This window comes from Herbaspirillum lusitanum (genome assembly GCF_026127345.1).
Classification (GTDB): Bacteria; Pseudomonadota; Gammaproteobacteria; order Burkholderiales; family Burkholderiaceae_D; genus Herbaspirillum; species Herbaspirillum lusitanum.
On record NZ_QXFG01000003.1, the window covers coordinates 119,738 to 136,807 of the forward strand.

The following is a 17,070-nucleotide window of genomic DNA, read 5'->3' on the forward strand; positions in this document are numbered from 1 at the left end:
ATGTGTTATCTATTGGTATCCCGGCGTGCACGCAATTCAATCAGCAGACTATCACCTTGTCCCAGCATATCCACTGTACGATTGACGACGATCATTGCAAACGTGAGTAGCTTACTCATACGGCGCGCCAGGCCTTTTTTGACGCGTGTAACGAAACTGATGCGCTGTGCCGCAACACTTCCGGACGACCATCCGCCGGAGGCCTGGCCTTCTGTTGTGTTTTCCGCCATCGCACGGAGTTGAAGAACCGACCAAAGATTGGGTGTAATAGTCCGAGCTCTGACCACTTCGTAGCCGGCCTTTTCTGCGAGTTTACGGAACGACTGTCGATTAAAGTGGTGCTGATGGTACGGTACATGCCAATTGATCCATTTGTGTCCAGATAGCTTGCGTTGCAGCGACGCTGCATTCGGAAAGGACATCACTGCCCGGCCACCAGGTTTCAAACGATCACGGATGTTCAGCATCAATGCCTCAGGGTCCGGTACATGTTCGATCACCTGATTCAATACGATCATATCGAAAGTCTCTCCGGGGAACGGTTGATTGTGAATGCTTCCGACATGCACCCGCAAATTAAAATGATCGGCTATTCGACGAACATTCGGATCGGCTTCGACGCCATATCCTTCTACACCGAGATTGCGTTGTTCCAGAAGAGAGAGGCAAGAGCCGCTACCAATGTCCAAAACTTTTTGACCAGGCTTCGCTAGGTAATGGCCTTGATTGTCTGTTCCCGCAAGCCAGCGTCGTGTCTTGGCATAAGGCTCAAGGACTTTCGAAGCCTCTTTCTCGAGATTTTCAAATTCGACGCTGCGGCGCGGGTAATAAGTGCTATACAGCGCGGGGAGATCTGATTCTTTCAACGGCGGAGTCGTTGCCATTTGCGTGCATACGGGGCAACGCTGGATTGAAAACATACCAGGACATCCATAGCGATCGTCCCAGATTTTGTCAATGAAGACGCTCATGCCGCTACCGCAGACGATACAAATGGAGGAGGCGGCTGCATTCATTTTAAAGAATTCCCTTTTATGCTGATTTTAAGTTGGTGAATCGAGCGTAAAAACGCAAAGCAGGCCATGCGGGCTGGCGCGGTAATGCGCTGTAGCGGAGAACCTACAAGCATATAAAATGCCAAGCGGCGTACGATATTGCTGGACGAACGACGGCTAAACAGTCGTGCTCGCCAAGTCATGTTGGATACGTCGTTGCCATACACTGGCGGCGAGTGAACTGCTGCATGGCTGCTCACAAGTAACGGAACACCAGCGCGTTTGAATCGCATTGCGATCTCGTAGTCGGCCAAATAGTGTGGAAGCCAAAAAGTGCGCATGTGTCCGTAACGTTCGAACATTTCAATTGGATACAAGGTGCCACGGCCGGACAACGCATCTACCTGATATGTCGGATCGGGATTCCGGATTTGTTCAGGCGAAAGTTCGTTGAACAGATCCCACACCGCAATACGATTTAAGTTGACGCGGGGGCCAATACTGGTCAATGGTGGATCTTTATCGTCTTCATGAATGACGCTGCCGACAGCGGCGCCTCCCGCATCGCGGCTAACTTGAATCAAAGTTTCGACATAATCGCTATCAAACCATGTATCGTTATTGAGAAACAGGACATAGTCGCCAGATTGATGATGAGCCATTGCATATTTAAGGCCCTTCTGGATAGCTCCTCCCCACCACAGATTTCCATTTCCGCGCAGTCCAATGACGTCATGTTGTTGCTCCAGATAGCTTGCGGTGCCATCGGTAGAGCCATCGTCAATAATGACAATACGAATTTCGTCAGCGAGAGTTTGATGGCGCAGTGCCTCCACGACGCGTTTGGTATGAGGCAATCGGTTGAAAACCGGTATAAGCACAAAGATCATCGGAGATAGCTGCCTTGGCCTAAAATTTTCGATAGAGCGCGAGATGCGTTTGCCCAAGCATCTTATCTTTTGCTGACTGATACGTGACAGCTAATGCGAGCTCGGCCAATCGGTCGTCAAGATTGTCAAGACGCCGATCAACTGCGCGAGTCAACGCGTGCAAAGGCCGTCCGATAGTTTTTCGGATCAGCTTTTGCACGAACGTTTCGTGAGCAGATTCAATACGTTTAGCACTGATAAAATTGCTTGCATAGGAACGATAATGAGCAAATCGCAGAGGTTCCTGCTTCGTGACTATATGCGTCAGATTCAAGACTTCGGCCATTTTCTCAAGCGTCCTTTTGGAAAAAGACAGTACATGGTGTGGTGGCATATCGAGCAATACCTTCTCTGTTTCGGAAAAGTAGCCGTCAGGATCGGGTACGGCGATCATCAGGTAGCCACCTGGTCTGAGTTTTTCAATTGCTTGCAGCATAAACGTGCTCGGTACATCAACATGTTCGAGTACCTCGAACGCAACGACCATGTCAAATTCCTTGTCTAATTCGCCCAGAGCCACGCCGGAGACGTTAAGACCCTGTTGCCGGCACTCAGCGACTGCTCCCTGATTGAGTTCAACGCCTTCCGCATTGAAGGCGTGGCGAATCCGCTTGAGAAAGTGTCCTTGTCCGCACCCGACCTCCAATACATCAACAACTCCTGGCAAATCGCCAAGCAGATCGATCGCGGTATCAAACTCCCATTTGTCTTTTTCGTAGTACCACGCGAAACGACCGGATAACTCTTCATAAAATTTTCCGTCACCACATATCGCTGGAGAATAAAATCGCAGATCGCAGTCAAGACAACGATACTGATATAGCGTTTCGCCAGCATCGAGTTTCTCAAAAGGATTGAAGCCTAAGCCGGTTTTCCAATCTTGCTCAAGTTCCCTGACGTCGAACCAGCGATGAAGAACCAGACGTGGGGAGTTGCAAAGAGAGCAAGCGTCAGGGCATGGGGGCAATGTAGTCATTTTTTTTCTCAAGCAAAGATGAGGGCGATTCAACTAGCAAGTCGTAAGTCGATCCCTTCAGCACAAATATAAAGCCCAGTTCTTCAAGCTTACGGTCCTCGCTGTCCCAGTCCACAGTAGTTTGTGAAGAAGTAAAACGGGATACCAGCTTGTAGCTGCTCTCCATGAAAGAACAGAATTTTTTTTCGCTGAATATCCAGGCCGGTATTGTAGCGGGGAATATGTTGTCAGGGACCGTTTGTCGGGTCGCAAAATCATTTGTAGCAGTAGAAAACAGTGTGCGATCAAAAACGATCATTTCTACCCGGGCATCGGCCACAAGCTGCAGAATTTCGAAAGGTTTTTCGACGTACTGCAGTGAGCTTGATATCAATACCAGGTCAGGCGTGCATCGTTGCAGACAGGCGCCGATGTCGTCGTCAAATTCCAGGATAGAATCTTTAAATAGGCGTTTCCCTTGTTCTACGAAGCTCGGTTGTTCGACAATAGTCCAGTTTATATCCTGCAGGGTTCGAACGAAGGGCTGATTTTGTATGAAACTGGTCCCAAGTCCGCCGCCAAAATCCAGCACCTTGAGTTTATTTTCATTTTTTAAGCCTGCCCACATAAGGGCAGCTGCGATAGGCAGGGCATACTGCCGGCTTGAGAAGGTAATCGAGTCGCGTTCATAGGCAGCCGTTCCCTGCTGAACTGCGCGAGCCCCTGCCGCGACTTTTTCCGCTATCAGCGGATCTTGGTAGCCATCATAGTGAGATTTCGCTTCAGCCCAGCTGTCGAAGCTTCCGGAATAACCGTATTTCACTGGGGTATCCTTCGCGACTAGGCGGGCCAGTTTTGCACCGATCCTGCGAACAATGGATTTCATTGGGAGGACCTTGGAAACAGGCTCCCGTATGGGACTCGCGGAAATTCGTCTAATTCACCGCCGGGAGTGGCATTAACGATTTTCACATCTTGCGTTTTGGCCATATCACCCAGTACACGATATTGCCGCCATAGGCGAGCCAAAGAATGAAAATCGTCATACCAAGCGGTCGTGACCTGCCCATCTTGCGCAACAGAGAAGTCTTTGTCCTTTTGTACGCCTAAATCAAAGGCATAGACATACTTCCCATCTTTGAAATGATCATGATCTGCGCCTAATAGTACGATTTCCGAAAAGCCCATGTACATGGCGATCATGATTGCCATGACGGGGACCGACTGCACGCGCGGGACAATGGTTGCTAGATCGATGCGATCATCGGCGGTCATGTCATCAAAATTTTCTCGCATCGCTAGGAAATGCAGTTTACGACCAGGGAATAGGTTGTGATCGCGTACTAAGTCCGCTTCCGTTTCATTCAAGAAGAGCTCGGCATCTCCCAGTTGCTCGTGCATCTCGGAAAACCAGCGAACCACATCATCAACGGACATGCGACCGTATGTAATTTGTGGGACGCAGTGGTATTTGGGCGCGAATTCTGCAAAGTTCGGGTGAAGATATCCGTTTGAAACTGAGAGCACGATTTCTCCCTTCAAATGGATCAATTCCAAATTTTTAGCGCTGGGGCCGTTTGCTAAAATAACGCAACGCCGGCCTTCATGTTTGCCTTGCAATGCCTTGTTTGATGCCAGCAGCTCATAGGGCGGCAGCGCCAATTTATTGGTCGAGCCAAGTTTCTTTCGGAGTAACACCACTCCATATGGAATAAACCACGAAACGAAACGGCGCACTTTGCTTAAGGCTGAAGCCATTTAACAACCTCAAAAACTTCTGCGTATTTCACGCCAATACGTTGGCCGGCATTTTCCGCCTCATTGCGGAAAAAATTGATCCACTTGGCTCCTGTACGATCCATCTCAGATACATGTGCTCGTATCGCCTGTTCTTTGACATCCCAGAAATCAGTAATATCGCTGTAAAAATTTCCGCGAAAATCTGTTGTTGAATGATACCAATTGCTTCGGTACATGACGAGACGCGGGACATGGCGGCAACTATGGAGCGTAGCGCGCGCCACTGCCTGATGGTCGTGGTGAATATCGCCTGTCCAGTGTGCGTACACCGTATCTATTTTTAGTGATTCAACCAGTTTAAGTATTTGTATATTCAAGCTGTCGACGAACTCAACTTCCAGCGTTTTGAAATCACCGCAAATCATTTCTTTGACGCCAATAATTTTCATGGCTGCTTCGGCTTCTACACGGGCTACTTCATTGCTACGAACCGATTGGTCGTATTGATTGGTGAATCCCGATACGGTAGCTACAAAGACGTAAACATCATCGCCCTGCGCCACATGACGAGCCAGTGCTCCTCCGCAGCCCAATTCGACATCATCGAAATGCGCGCCAATCGCCAAAATATTCATTGTTTTCCTCTTAGGAGCCGGCGGGAACCATCTATTCCGCAATTAAACAGCGCATCCACCGAACTGAGATAGGGTTCGAAGTCACCATGCAGCTGAGGATAGACAGGATGTTGAAAGTTCTGCCAAACAACTTCGATACCCGCCTGATGAAACAGTGTTTCGTCCATGTAATCGCGTGCTCCAACTCCGGACAGATAACGAGTTGCATCAACTTTCTTCAGCAAGTCGATCAGCAGTTCATTTTTTGTACCTTGGGGGGATAGCGCGCTGGAAAAAATCATCGGGCGAACGACGTCGAGCAGCGACATCAGCATCTGAATCGAACGCAGGTTGAAATCTGCAAGCATGGTATCAGAGGTGCCGTACAGTTCGCGAAGATAAGGCATGATCTCTTCGTAATATGGCGCCGTCCGATAGTTTGCTTCAAGCAATCTGAGATTTTCTGCACGCCAGTTAACGACAGTCGAGATTTCGATTTGATTTATAGGCGTGTCTCGCGGTGCCTTTTGTACGCTGACACTCAGCCATTGTGCTCCTTTGGGCGTCTTGATCTTATCGCGATGAGTCCATGCTCTGGAGGTGCCGTTGACGAACTGCACATGATCCAGAACCAAATACAGTTCACTAGATAGGAATCGATGGAAGAAGCCGAGATAAGGAATAAAGTCCGGCTGATGGATAACGACGGTCTTGTTCATGATTGGCAACGCAGCTCCATAATTGCCGTGATAACGCGCTGACGGCCATGGAGGCCAATTTTCTCTATACCCCGTCGGCTCATCGTTTCTATTGGCAATATGATGTCGAACAATGACCAATCGATGTCGTCATGATGGCCTGCATAGCGTGATACCCCAAAATTTTCCAGTGCTTGCCCGACGGCTACTTCAAATCTTTCGTTTGCGATAACAATTGTCGGAAGCCCGGATGCTGCAGCTTCAAAAGGTGTCACACCACCTCCTGTGACAGCAAGATCATGGAGGCTGAACTCTTTAATTAAAGAGGGAACCCCTTGTTTTAAGGGAAACTCAGGAGTGAGCAGCTCTTTCAATTCATCCATATGTGCAAATCCGGGGCCGACTACAACGGTAGCTGCCTTTCCGATCTTCACCAGGTGACGGATCACTGATAGCGTCACGCCATAAGTATCGCTTCCACCTAAGGTCACCAGCAACGAGGTTTGATTGGTGCGAACACGTTGAAAATCTCGGATTTCCGGATTGATGACCAGATAGTCCGGTCCCTGCAATACCCGCTTTCCCTTAAGCGCGCCCGCTTCATCAAAAATCAACGCGGCGACATTAATGTCTGCATACGGGGCGCCACTTCCACGATCATCAAAGGTAACCAATGGAATTCCGGCTTCCGTGACACATGCTGCATGGCGCGCGTCCGTATTAAGCCGATCATTGACCCACAGGCGAATATTTCTCTTTCTGACAATGTCTTTTTCCCACTCTCCCGGGCGCTCGAGCGGTACGATCTCACTGTCGTACCCACGTGAAGCAATCAATTTCAAAGCAGGTTGGTGCTGATTAAGAAGAAAAATCAAGTCGACGTTGTGCTCTCGCAGGCCATCGGCCAATGCCAGAGCACGAAACAGATGTCCCATTCCTCGAGCGTGCGAACTTTCAATGCAAAGCGCTAGCATGCAGAAATTGCTCGTTCCGTACTTAACCATTCCGGTGCGCAGATATCGGCCAGACGGCACGCGTGATCAAAATCGGCAATTGTGTCGACAGTCATGCGCAACTCTGGAGCCTTCTTCGAGGCGGGAACGTCTAAAACACCAATACGAAAACGTTCAGGATTTTCTTGGATGAATTCGTTGACGTGCTCGCGGTGATGTGGCGCCATGCCTTCAACAGCGCTGGTTTGGAGTGCATCAACTGTCATTATTTCTGCACCGATTCCAAGCGGCATCATGCCAAAAGAATGAGTGTAATCATTTTTTTGTGTCAGATGCTGTTCAATAAGGCGATCGAGCTCGGTGATATCTGTGAAAGGGTTGTCAGCTGTCAGTCGGACGATATGATTGAAACCAAATTGCTGAGCGCATTGGAAATATCGATCCAACACATCCAACTCAGATCCTCGGAAACAAATGATGCCTGTTTGCCCACACCATGTAGCAATTGCATCATCCTGAGTTTGCGTTGACGTCGCGACAACGACAATGACCTGATGCTTCAAGCCAATGAGTCGGCCTGTGACATGCGCAAGCAACGGCTTTCCGGCTATGAGCCGCAATACTTTCCCAGGAAGGCGGGATGATCCCATTCGCGCTTGGATGATAACGCCCAGTTTCACGTAAGACTATCCCAGTTGAGCACGCTTCCCGCAGGCATATCTTGAGCAACACTGCGTCCTATGATCTGAGAGAAGTATTTAGGCGCAATACCATACCCTGGACGCTTGATCGCAATATCAACTTCAGAAATACGCTCGCCTGCACATATGTCACGAGCGGCGACAATACTCTTTCGGTTGTTTTTGCGGGTTTTTTGTTCACTATTTGCAGGGCGCTTGATTCCGCTTCCTCGCATGATCTCATAGGATCGAATAGCCTCTACTAGCCATTTCATTTCGGAGGGGTCTGCGGAAAGCATATGATCAGGACCATCTGCTTGTTTGTCATATGTAAAATGTCGCTCAATGACGCGAGCACCCATCGCGACTGCACAAAGGCATGCGACGGGAGAGAGCGTGTGATCTGAGTAGCCGATATCTAGTTGCGGAAATGTGTTTGCCAAGGTTTGCATTGCACGCAGATTGACGTTTTCCGGATGCGTTGGGTAGCTGGTAATGGCGTGTAGAAGAATGATTTTCTCATTGCCTTCTGCATACATTGCATTGACCGACTCTACAACTTCGTCAAGTGTGCACATACCGGTAGACAGGATGATTGGTTTACCTTTACTTGCAACATAGCGCAGAAATGGCAAGTTGACTGCGTCATCGGAACCGATTTTATGAGCGCCCACATCGCAGCGTTCCAGCATGTCGACATCATTCTGATGCGATGGGGACGAGAACCAATCCAATCCTTTGGTATCCGCATATTCAAATACTGCGCGATGCAAGGCCTCATTGATTTCATACTTCTTGAACAGTTCATACTGTGACACGACTCCTGTGTTTTCCATGTCGAAAATTGCTTCAGGACTCGATAGTGTTTCAGCTTGATAGGTCTGCAATTTCACGGCATCCACGCCACAAGCGGCTGCTTCGTCGATCAGCCGTTTGGCTTGTTCGAAAGTCGTAAAGTTTCCACCAATTTCCGCGATGATGTAACAGCGATCTTTTATATACCGTTTAAACATGGTGTTCCTGTGTTCCAGTCATATCATTCGAGAGTTTATCAACGGCGGTGCAGAATGCATCCTGAAGCGGCGTTCTATAAAAATGAACAGAACCCCAAAGAGCGGCAGGGATAGCAGCAGGCACACAAATGTCATAACAATCAGCTCAGGGATGGTCGAGGTCCATCGAGTCAGATGCAATTTCTCTATCAAAATATAGCTAATCGGCTTGTGCGCCAGATAGAGTGAGTAGCTCATCATTCCCAGCGTTTCCAAAATGCTTAACAAATTCATTCCTCGCCAAAGTTCAGAAAACTTTATCGGAACGGATGCTTGGTAGCGATCGTCACATCTCGCAACAACAATGCACCAAACCGGCAGCATGAGCAATGGGGATAGAGCAAGAGTTGCATTCAAGTGGAAGAACGCTTCGTATTGGACGAACAGTAATGAGGCAACGGTAAAAATGATCACAATAGACCATGGCAATCGTTTGATATAAACACTAGGCGACCGTAGCGACAATATTCCGCCTGCTACGAAAAATCCCAAGTTGTAAAGGTGATTTCCATATAGCAATGGAAATATATCCAAGTCCTTGAAGAGGAAAATAGTGCAAGCAAGCGCACCAATTCCAACTGCCCATCCAACGACTATCCAACACATTTTTTTTGCCGACAATCCTATCCACACGAAAAGCAAAGGCAGCAAAAGTGAATAATGGATTTCGATGATAGCGCTCCACACGGGGCTATTCATCGAGCTAATTGCATTTGTGCTCTGGAAGTACGGGAGCCATGGAAACGCCAAGGCCACACCTATTTCCCGTTTCCAATCGAAGACGGGTAAGTGCGGACTCCATATCCCGGTAATATAAAGCGCAAACCAGAGTGCGCTCACACACCAAAGCAACGGTAATAGCCGATGGAGCCGAGCAACGATAAAGTGCTTAATTCCAGCAGTATCCAGGCTGAAGCGCCCGGTTACAAAGCCTTTTGTCAGCAAGAACCCAGACAGTACGAGAAATAACCATACCCAAGGGAAACCCATCGGGACGAGAAATGGTGCAAAAACAGAGGATGTGGTTTCACTTGTCAGTCCCTCACTTAAAAGACCGCTAATATGATTAGCAAATACCATTAAACACGCGATACCTCGTGCAACTTGAAAATGATCGTAACGCTTCTTTTCGATCACTGAGGTTGTTCCCGCAGGAATGGACACGTTGTTAGCCAATGTTACTTGCCCACCACCTGGATCCGGAACACGTAGTTTTTTACAGTAAATGTGCGTCCTCCGACTTCCGCAGCTTCATCTTCAGTTTTTCGTGGCAAGTAACACTTTTTGCAGACAGAACTCTCCATAAAGCCTCTGTCTCGCTTGTGCAGGGCGCGTACCGCATTCATCTTTTCGCCATGCCAGATCTGATGAATTGTTTCAGATTTGATGTCTCCAATGATCTCGCGATTTTCTTCATCGTTTGAGCACTTCATGACCAAGCCATCCGCACCAATAACCAGACGTTGATACTGTTGTGGGCAGGTGAAATTTTCCAGATACTCGATGTGTGTATCGTTGCCGAGATAGTCAATCAGTGGATTGAAGGCAACCAAGTCCACATGTGGCGCGAAGGTATCGTAGTATTCTTCCGCTTGATCTCTGATTGCGGGCCAAATTCCCTGTACTTTGATCACTGGGCGATGTAAGCCACGCTCTTTCTTGAACTGCTGCATGGCTTTTATCTTATCCAGAATGTCGTTGAATTTGATGGGCTTGCGAATTTTCTCGTAGGTTTCACCAACTCCATCAGCAGAAATCGTAATCCAGTCGATTCCAGCGTCGACAATTTGTTCGAAGTAGGGGAGTGTCAGTTTTCCACCGTGAGTCAGAGTCGACACTTCTTTGATGCCACTCTCTTTTGCGTATTTGATGCACTCAACAAATTTTTTGTGCAGTGTCGCTTCGCCACGGAGGCTCAAGCGAATTGCAGGAACTTTCCCGCCGATCTCATCAATAATTTTTCGATAGAGATCCCAGTCCATTCGCGTGGTGTCGACATGTTCTTTGAATTTGTCGGTGATTGTGTAGCACATCGGGCAATGCAAATTGCAGATGGAAGACAATTCAATATCGACGAGAAGCGGATAATCAGATACGACCTGCTGCTTTGCCAGATCGCTCCATTTCTTGCGATAGTCGGCATATTCGACTTCCCATCCTTCACCACGATATGTTTCAAACAACTGTTCTCGTTCAGCCGTGTCCATGGAATAGTTGCCCTTGTTGATAGGCACATAACGATCACTCACATTCAGCTCCTAATAAAATTCTTTCTATTCCACTACGAAAGTCCACAATGGACTGCCAGCCTAGCAACTGTTGACCCATTGTTACATCGGCTCGTACATCGGGTATTTCTTGTCGTCGTTCTACTGCGGCAGAATGCACAGGCAGATTTTTCCCGCCGACTGCCTGCACGATATCGATCACTTCTTGCACCGAATACGAAATGCCGGAACCGACGTTGACGCAGCGAAATCCATTTGGTGTTTTCATTGCCTTCAGAAACGCCTCCGCAACATCCTCTACGAAGACATAGTCTCGTCGTGGAGACAGATCTAAAACATTGATCTCTTTCTTGTGAAGAACTTGATCAATGATGCTTGGAATTAAAAATTCTGCACGTTGCTTCGGGCCGAAGACGTTAAAGATGCGCAAAACCGTAGTTGGAACACCTTGGATGTTACTTGCGAACTCGCAAAGTTGTTCTGCCAGGCGTTTTGACAACGCGTAAGGATTATTCGGTGCAGTACGATCCGACTCTCGTATCGGCAATTTTTCAGGTATGCCGTAGACGTATGCACTGGCAAACACCAACGATGCGTCATTGGTGCGGCAATAAGCCAAGGCTTGCTCGGTGCCGACTACGTTGACGCGCATAAAATCGGCAGATTCTTGCCAGCTTTGCGGCACATAGCTGCGACCAGCCAAATGCATGACAGTTCCTGCCCTCGGTAGTGCATTCCACGTAGCTGCGTCACTTACGCAGCCTTGTTGATGCGTCAGGCGCATTACCGAAAGACCATCTTGTTCGAGACGATCACAGAGTGCTTGCCCGATGAAGCCGGACGCGCCGGTGACAATGACATCAATCATTGAGGAAACGGGCTCTCGTATTTTCAAATTCGTCTATGGCTTTGGCGTAGTCATCCGGACGTCCGATATCAAGCCAATATCCGCTAAAGGCGCGAACGTTTACTTCGCGGTTCAATTCGAGCAGCTTCAGCATTAGCCCATCGAAACCGAAAGGAGCATTGATCGGGATGAGCTGTAATGCCTCAGCGCTGAGCATATATACCCCCATGCTGACTTCATAATCAACAGAGGGTTTCTCTCTGAAGCTGGTAAGAACACCTGAGCTATTCGTATCCAATACGCCATAATCAATAAGATGATGCCGGCGCATCGAAGAAATGGTAAAGACATGCTTCGATTGCACGTGCGAATCGTAGAAGTCGGAAAAATTCAGATCTGTCAGGATGTCCCCGTTCATGACCAGGAAGTTCTCAGGCAAATCCTTAATCAGGCGCAGCGGCCCCATTGTTCCCAGTGGACTGGTTTCCAGCGAGTAGTCAATGCGAATTCCCCAGCGCTCCCCATCTTGAAAAAAAGCTTTGATGATTTCTGCCTGATGATTTACTGCCAGCGTGATATGAGTGAATCCCGACTTAACCAACTGACGAATGATGACTTCCAGAATCGGAAATTCGCCAATTGGCATCAGCGGCTTTGGCAGTACGACTGTGTAAGGACGCAGGCGCGTTCCTTTTCCGCCGGCGAGAATGACAGCACGTTTAGACATTGAAGATATCCGCTTTATAACGTTTCAGGTTTTCTGGGATGGACAACCAGTCGATTGTTTCTTGTAATCCTTGCTCAAGTGCAACGGACGGTGAAAAATTAGTCAGCGTTTGAATTTTGCGGTTATCGCAGCAGAGGCGTTCGACTTCGCTATTTGCCGGGCGCAGTCTCTGTTCATCGCATTCAATTTCAATTTCTGCTCCGATCAGTCGGGCAATCATATTTACCGTATCGCCGATCGAAATTTCTGTTCCTGATCCTATATTGATTGTTTCGCCGGAAGTGTTAGAACAGTTGGCCAATGCAATGAAGCCGGCGCAGGTATCTCGCACGAAATTGAAATCGCGTGTCGGTGAAAGGCTACCGAGTTTAAGTTTGCGTTGTCCTGTCAGCAATTGCGTAATGACAGTCGGAATTACGGCGCGAGCTGATTGCCGTGGACCATAAGTATTGAATGGCCGCGCGATTGTTACTGGTAAATTGAAGCTTGAGAAATAGCTGTAGGCGACTGCATCGGCGCCAATTTTTGTCGCCGAATAGGGGGATTGCGCTTGCAGTGGATGAGCTTCATCTATCGGTACATATCTTGCCGTCCCGTAGACTTCACTGGTGGAGGTTTGAATTACTCTGTCAACACCAGCTTCAAGCGCGGCTTGCATCATGTTCAACGTCCCTTGTACATTGGTGTCGACATAACTGGCACTTGCTTGATACGAATAAGGAATGGCGATAAGTGCGGCAAGGTGAAAGACCGTATCAACGCCTTTGCAGATGGTTCGCATCTGAGTTGGATCTCGCACATCGCCAAGCACGATTTCCATTTGGCTGGCGAGCGACGATTGATCCAGCCATCCCCAACTGCCAAAAGAATTGTATTGGCAAAGAGCTCGGACCTTAACTCCCGCAGTAACCAATGTCTCCGCGAGATGTGAGCCAATGAAGCCATCGGCTCCTGTGATAAGTACAGCTTTCATAAAATGTATTTCCAAATGCTATTGACGTTCAATTTGCCAAGGTAATTGCAGCGCAGATATCGAGGGCTTTCGGGACTGTCCTAGCATTTGGATAATGCCGACACTGTCCGATACTTCGAAGCGGAACCCTTCGACAACGGAGTAAATCGAAAATCTTGAGGAGATGCCTACTCGGATATAAAACGCGCCAGTGTTTAGTGCACACATAGGAAACTTCACGACGGAACGGTATCTTCCTGGCATTCTTGCGTCGAGTCTGGAGGGTTCAAGTTCTGGATCGGAGAGGCTGTAGATACTGGTGTATCCATCTTCGCCCATGATTTGCAAGCCCACACTAAGGCCAGATAGTGATTCGCGTAGTTCATAACAAACGGCAATGGAAAATTCTTTCGTCAATTCAACTGTGCCGGTTTCCAAGCCGTCTTGGTCCAGAATCGCGACATGAAATATCACCGCTTTGCCATCCAACTGTTCAGGGGGAACTGAATAGACGCCGTTGTTGCCTATCTGTCCGGATGACAAGTAGCTTTGAATGATGTCGCTGGAGTCACCAATGCCTTCGACACGACCATCATTCATGAAAATAGAAGTAGGACAGATACTGCTGATAGCGGTCATGTTATGACTGACAAAGAGAATGGTGCGGCCATCTTTGCTGACTTCGCTCATTCGCCCCAAACATTTTTTCTGAAAGTTGGCATCGCCGACAGCCAGAACTTCGTCAATCAATAGAATCTCTGGTTCAAGATGTGCCGCGACAGAAAATGCAAGTCTCACGTACATGCCTGATGAGTAACGTTTTACGGGGGTATCAATGAAGCCGCCAATCTCGGAGAACTCGACAATTTCCTCGAATTTTGAAGCGACTTCTCTTCTGCTCATTCCAAGAATCGCACCATTCAGGTATACATTTTCACGGCCGCTCAATTCAGGATGAAAACCGGTACCCACTTCCAACAGACTGGCGATGCGCCCGCGTATGCGGATATTTCCTGACGTCGGAGACGTGATCCGAGAAATGATCTTCAGCAGCGTGGATTTTCCAGCTCCATTTTTCCCGACCAGCCCGACGACGTCTCCTTGACGGATGTTGAACGAAACATCCTCCAGCGCATGGAACAGATCTCCATTAATCCGATTACGTTCACGTTTGTCGCGTGCGAAATCTTTTATTTCTGCATTTGGATCTTCTTTGCCTCTACGTTTAGCCCACCAACTTTGCAAGTCGCGATACAGGGTGCCGTGATTGATGACGCCGAGGCGATATTCTTTACTAACGTGCTGCGCACTGATGACAATGTCGTTGGTCATGACTCTTTGTTACACCGTATCCATAGCGTTTGACTCTGCCTTTGAAAACAGAACTAATCCTGCAACCAGAAGTGCCGCTGTTATCGCCAAGTTCGAAATCCATATTTCTGTTTTGACAGCAGGCGCTCCGTATAACGTCGAGCGCAACGTTTCAATGGGCGACGTCATGGGATTGAGGTAATAAAACCATTGGTACCTCTCAGGAATTTGCCCAAATGGATAGACAACCGGCGTTGCATACATCCACAGCTGCGTTGCAAAACCGACCGCGAATACAAGATCTCTGAAGCGTACAGTCATTGCAGAGACAATTAGTCCGGTCCCCATACCGAGAACCGCAATGTAGAGCACTAACAATGGGATATATAGCAACCCGAGAAGATTAAGAGGGGCTGTTCCCTGGATGGCAAATATTGTACTGACCAGAATTAATAATAAGAACTGAATGGCCAATGCGACCAGACCACTCATAGCGACCGAAATCGGCACTACTAGGCGAGGGAAATACACCTTGCTAAATAGTGAGGAGTTTTTTGAGAAAACTTCTGAGTTATTGGTCAGACATGCCGAAAAATAAGACCATAAAACGATGCCAGAGATATAAAAAAGAAATGGTGGAAGGCCATTCGTCGATAAATTCGCTATCTTTCCAAAGACGACGTAATAAGTTGTCGCAGTAACAATCGGCTGGATCAGATACCACAAAGGGCCAAGTACGGTTTGTTTGTAAAACGTGATGAAGTCACGTTTGAAAAACATCCATATCAAATCGCGATAACGCCAAACCGACGCGAAGTCGATGTGAGCGATTTTTCCGCGAGGTTCAATAATGACATCCCATTGTTCCTCAATCTGACCCTCGGAATGAAATGGGGGAATTTCCTTGTGATCGGTCATTTTATATTTTCAAAGTCACTGATCACGTCGCATACACGTCGAATGTCGTCCGCCGTATGGCCGTTCGAGATTGGCAAGCTCAATTCGGTTGCATGCTGCTCTTCCGCAATCGGATAGACGCCTGTCAGAATGCCTTTCATGGCGTCCTGATGATGCGGTGGAATGGGATAATGCACTTCGGTTTTGACGCCGTTATCCAGCAGATACTGACGCAGGGAGTCGCGTGACGGATGTCGGATCCCGTAGATGTGAAAGACATCGAATTCATCATCACGTCGCAGCGGCTTTTTCACCCATGCAGGCAATTGCTCGTCATAGATTGTCGCGAGCATGCGCTTATGTTCGGTCATGGCGTCAAGATGTTTCAATTTGACGCGTAAGAAGGCTGCCTGCAATTCATCCAGTCGCGAATTGATGCCGACGTAGCGATTGACGTATTTTTGTTTGGAACCGTAGTTGCGCAGGTGCCGCAGCTTGTCTGCCAGTTCGTCGTCATCCGTGATGATGGCGCCGGCATCGCCGAGTGCACCGAGATTTTTTGTGGGGTAAAAACTGAAGCAGCCCGCGTTGCCGAAAGTGCCGCTCATTTTCCCTTGTAGTTTGGCGCCGTGCGACTGTGCGCAATCTTCAATGAGTTTCAGGTCATGCTCATTGGCGAATGCCGTAATCGCATCCATGCGGCAGATTTTGCCGAACAGATGGGTGACACAAATTGCGCGGGTCTTGCTGGTCATGGCGCCGGACAAGAGCGCCGGATCCATGTTGAAAGTTGTCAGCTCGGGTTCAACCAGAACCGGCTGATGGCCCGCGCGCAGAATGGCGAGAATCGTGGCGATATAAGTATTTGAGGCGACCAGAATGTCGCTACCTTTGGGCAGGTCCAGAGCTTCGATCGACAAGATCAATGCATCCAATCCATTGGCGACGCCGATGCAATGCTTCGCACCATTGAATTCGGCGAATTCAGCTTCGAAGCTGCCGACTTCCTTGCCCATGATGTACCAGCCGGATTGGATCACCCGTGTCGCCGCTGCTTCCATGTCTTCCATAAAAGCCGCGTTGGACAGTACAAGGCTTTCATACTCAATCATCTGCATGTTATTCATAAGGCGTATCGATATATTCGCTGCGATCGTAGGTATGTGAAGACATGACCAATAGCACGGAGCCGGGGCCGAACGTCATCGTGTGCCAATCCTTTGGTTCTATCAGGAGACATTGGCTGGGATGATTGAGTTCGACGGTGTCCGACCGGATGCCGTCGTTCATAAAGATGGAGACAGTGCCGCTGATAGCGACTAGCGCCTGGCGCGTATGCGTGTGGCGATGACCGCCGCGCGTTTGCCCGTCTGCACCATAAATCCAGTATGTCCGGACTGCCTTGAACGGCAAGGAGTCTTCCAATACGGTCAAAGAGCCGCGGGGGTCGGTGAACGTCGGTAGATTCAGAATGGTAAAACGTGCCATAAGC

19 protein-coding genes are annotated in these 17,070 nt (G+C 48.5%); all 19 read right to left on the reverse strand.

Annotated features, from left to right (window positions below; translation table 11 throughout):
- Positions 1-5: 5 nt before the first annotated feature.
- Genes DXT88_RS01775 through DXT88_RS01865 form a run of 19 tightly spaced genes read right to left on the reverse strand, consistent with a single transcriptional unit; the run spans position 6 to position 17,066 of the window.
- Positions 6-1,016, reverse strand: a complete 1,011-nt coding sequence (locus tag DXT88_RS01775) for a class I SAM-dependent methyltransferase (protein WP_265211284.1) — start codon at positions 1,014-1,016, stop codon at positions 6-8.
- Positions 1,013-1,942, reverse strand: coding sequence for a glycosyltransferase family 2 protein (locus DXT88_RS01780; protein ID WP_265211286.1), 930 nt, complete (start codon positions 1,940-1,942; stop codon positions 1,013-1,015). The genes DXT88_RS01775 and DXT88_RS01780 overlap by 4 nt, the downstream gene beginning before the upstream one ends.
- Positions 1,905-2,900: a class I SAM-dependent methyltransferase gene (locus DXT88_RS01785; protein ID WP_265211288.1), complete on the reverse strand. Its 996-nt coding sequence runs from the start codon at positions 2,898-2,900 to the stop codon at positions 1,905-1,907. Before DXT88_RS01785 ends, DXT88_RS01780 begins: the two co-directional genes overlap by 38 nt.
- Positions 2,875-3,765: a methyltransferase, TIGR04325 family gene (locus tag DXT88_RS01790; RefSeq protein ID WP_265211290.1), complete on the reverse strand. Its 891-nt coding sequence runs from the start codon at positions 3,763-3,765 to the stop codon at positions 2,875-2,877. Before DXT88_RS01790 ends, DXT88_RS01785 begins: the two co-directional genes overlap by 26 nt.
- Entirely contained in the window at positions 3,762-4,637 is an 876-nt protein-coding gene (locus DXT88_RS01795; RefSeq protein ID WP_265211292.1) for a hypothetical protein, read from the reverse strand. The genes DXT88_RS01790 and DXT88_RS01795 overlap by 4 nt, the downstream gene beginning before the upstream one ends.
- Positions 4,622-5,254, reverse strand: coding sequence for a PIG-L deacetylase family protein (locus DXT88_RS01800; RefSeq protein WP_265211294.1), 633 nt, complete (start codon positions 5,252-5,254; stop codon positions 4,622-4,624). Before DXT88_RS01800 ends, DXT88_RS01795 begins: the two co-directional genes overlap by 16 nt.
- Positions 5,251-5,952, reverse strand: coding sequence for a WbqC family protein (locus DXT88_RS01805; RefSeq protein WP_265211296.1), 702 nt, complete (start codon positions 5,950-5,952; stop codon positions 5,251-5,253). The genes DXT88_RS01800 and DXT88_RS01805 overlap by 4 nt, the downstream gene beginning before the upstream one ends.
- Complete coding sequence (locus DXT88_RS01810) at positions 5,949-6,866, reverse strand: hypothetical protein (RefSeq protein WP_265211298.1); 918 nt, start codon at positions 6,864-6,866, stop codon at positions 5,949-5,951. Before DXT88_RS01810 ends, DXT88_RS01805 begins: the two co-directional genes overlap by 4 nt.
- A 32-nt stretch (positions 6,867-6,898) precedes the next feature.
- Positions 6,899-7,564, reverse strand: coding sequence for a cytidylyltransferase domain-containing protein (locus DXT88_RS01815; protein ID WP_265211300.1), 666 nt, complete (start codon positions 7,562-7,564; stop codon positions 6,899-6,901).
- Positions 7,561-8,577: an N-acetylneuraminate synthase family protein gene (locus DXT88_RS01820; RefSeq protein WP_265211301.1), complete on the reverse strand. Its 1,017-nt coding sequence runs from the start codon at positions 8,575-8,577 to the stop codon at positions 7,561-7,563. The genes DXT88_RS01815 and DXT88_RS01820 overlap by 4 nt, the downstream gene beginning before the upstream one ends.
- A gap of 18 nt (positions 8,578-8,595) precedes the next feature.
- Positions 8,596-9,753 (reverse strand): acyltransferase family protein, encoded by a 1,158-nt coding sequence (locus DXT88_RS01825; protein WP_265211303.1) that lies wholly within the window; start codon positions 9,751-9,753, stop codon positions 8,596-8,598.
- Positions 9,754-9,794: 41 nt separating this feature from the next.
- Positions 9,795-10,865, reverse strand: coding sequence for a radical SAM/SPASM domain-containing protein (locus DXT88_RS01830; RefSeq protein ID WP_265211304.1), 1,071 nt, complete (start codon positions 10,863-10,865; stop codon positions 9,795-9,797).
- Positions 10,858-11,712, reverse strand: a complete 855-nt coding sequence (locus tag DXT88_RS01835) for an NAD-dependent epimerase/dehydratase family protein (protein WP_265211306.1) — start codon at positions 11,710-11,712, stop codon at positions 10,858-10,860. Before DXT88_RS01835 ends, DXT88_RS01830 begins: the two co-directional genes overlap by 8 nt.
- Positions 11,705-12,418: a sugar phosphate nucleotidyltransferase gene (locus DXT88_RS01840; RefSeq protein ID WP_265211308.1), complete on the reverse strand. Its 714-nt coding sequence runs from the start codon at positions 12,416-12,418 to the stop codon at positions 11,705-11,707. Before DXT88_RS01840 ends, DXT88_RS01835 begins: the two co-directional genes overlap by 8 nt.
- The gene (locus DXT88_RS01845; RefSeq protein ID WP_265211310.1) at positions 12,411-13,391 is read right to left on the reverse strand and encodes an NAD-dependent 4,6-dehydratase LegB; all 981 of its coding nucleotides are present in this window, start codon (positions 13,389-13,391) and stop codon (positions 12,411-12,413) included. Before DXT88_RS01845 ends, DXT88_RS01840 begins: the two co-directional genes overlap by 8 nt.
- An 18-nt stretch (positions 13,392-13,409) precedes the next feature.
- Complete coding sequence (locus tag DXT88_RS01850) at positions 13,410-14,702, reverse strand: ABC transporter ATP-binding protein (protein WP_265211312.1); 1,293 nt, start codon at positions 14,700-14,702, stop codon at positions 13,410-13,412.
- A gap of 9 nt (positions 14,703-14,711) precedes the next feature.
- Positions 14,712-15,599: an ABC transporter permease gene (locus DXT88_RS01855; RefSeq protein WP_265211314.1), complete on the reverse strand. Its 888-nt coding sequence runs from the start codon at positions 15,597-15,599 to the stop codon at positions 14,712-14,714.
- Positions 15,596-16,705 (reverse strand): DegT/DnrJ/EryC1/StrS family aminotransferase, encoded by a 1,110-nt coding sequence (locus tag DXT88_RS01860; RefSeq protein WP_265211316.1) that lies wholly within the window; start codon positions 16,703-16,705, stop codon positions 15,596-15,598. Before DXT88_RS01860 ends, DXT88_RS01855 begins: the two co-directional genes overlap by 4 nt.
- Positions 16,698-17,066 carry a sugar 3,4-ketoisomerase gene (locus DXT88_RS01865; RefSeq protein WP_265211317.1) on the reverse strand — a complete coding sequence of 123 codons (369 nt, stop codon included), beginning with the start codon at positions 17,064-17,066 and terminating at the stop codon, positions 16,698-16,700. Before DXT88_RS01865 ends, DXT88_RS01860 begins: the two co-directional genes overlap by 8 nt.
- Between the last annotated feature and the right edge of the window lie 4 nt (positions 17,067-17,070).

Bases quoted from the DNA above. Each gene is read 5' to 3' on its own strand.
- DXT88_RS01865 (WP_265211317.1), bottom strand. From the start codon at position 17,066: ATGGCACGTTTTACCATTCTGAATCTACCGACGTTCACCGACCCCCGC.
- DXT88_RS01835 (WP_265211306.1), bottom strand. From the start codon at position 11,712: ATGATTGATGTCATTGTCACCGGCGCGTCCGGCTTCATCGGGCAAGCA.
- DXT88_RS01790 (WP_265211290.1), bottom strand. From the start codon at position 3,765: ATGAAATCCATTGTTCGCAGGATCGGTGCAAAACTGGCCCGCCTAGTC.
- DXT88_RS01785 (WP_265211288.1), bottom strand. From the start codon at position 2,900: ATGACTACATTGCCCCCATGCCCTGACGCTTGCTCTCTTTGCAACTCC.
- DXT88_RS01860 (WP_265211316.1), bottom strand. From the start codon at position 16,705: ATGAATAACATGCAGATGATTGAGTATGAAAGCCTTGTACTGTCCAAC.
- DXT88_RS01855 (WP_265211314.1), bottom strand. From the start codon at position 15,599: ATGACCGATCACAAGGAAATTCCCCCATTTCATTCCGAGGGTCAGATT.
- DXT88_RS01850 (WP_265211312.1), bottom strand. From the start codon at position 14,702: ATGACCAACGACATTGTCATCAGTGCGCAGCACGTTAGTAAAGAATAT.
- DXT88_RS01795 (WP_265211292.1), bottom strand. From the start codon at position 4,637: ATGGCTTCAGCCTTAAGCAAAGTGCGCCGTTTCGTTTCGTGGTTTATT.
- DXT88_RS01800 (WP_265211294.1), bottom strand. From the start codon at position 5,254: ATGAATATTTTGGCGATTGGCGCGCATTTCGATGATGTCGAATTGGGC.
- DXT88_RS01805 (WP_265211296.1), bottom strand. From the start codon at position 5,952: ATGAACAAGACCGTCGTTATCCATCAGCCGGACTTTATTCCTTATCTC.
- DXT88_RS01840 (WP_265211308.1), bottom strand. From the start codon at position 12,418: ATGTCTAAACGTGCTGTCATTCTCGCCGGCGGAAAAGGAACGCGCCTG.
- DXT88_RS01845 (WP_265211310.1), bottom strand. From the start codon at position 13,391: ATGAAAGCTGTACTTATCACAGGAGCCGATGGCTTCATTGGCTCACAT.
- DXT88_RS01810 (WP_265211298.1), bottom strand. From the start codon at position 6,866: ATGGGACATCTGTTTCGTGCTCTGGCATTGGCCGATGGCCTGCGAGAG.
- DXT88_RS01775 (WP_265211284.1), bottom strand. From the start codon at position 1,016: ATGAATGCAGCCGCCTCCTCCATTTGTATCGTCTGCGGTAGCGGCATG.
- DXT88_RS01820 (WP_265211301.1), bottom strand. From the start codon at position 8,577: ATGTTTAAACGGTATATAAAAGATCGCTGTTACATCATCGCGGAAATT.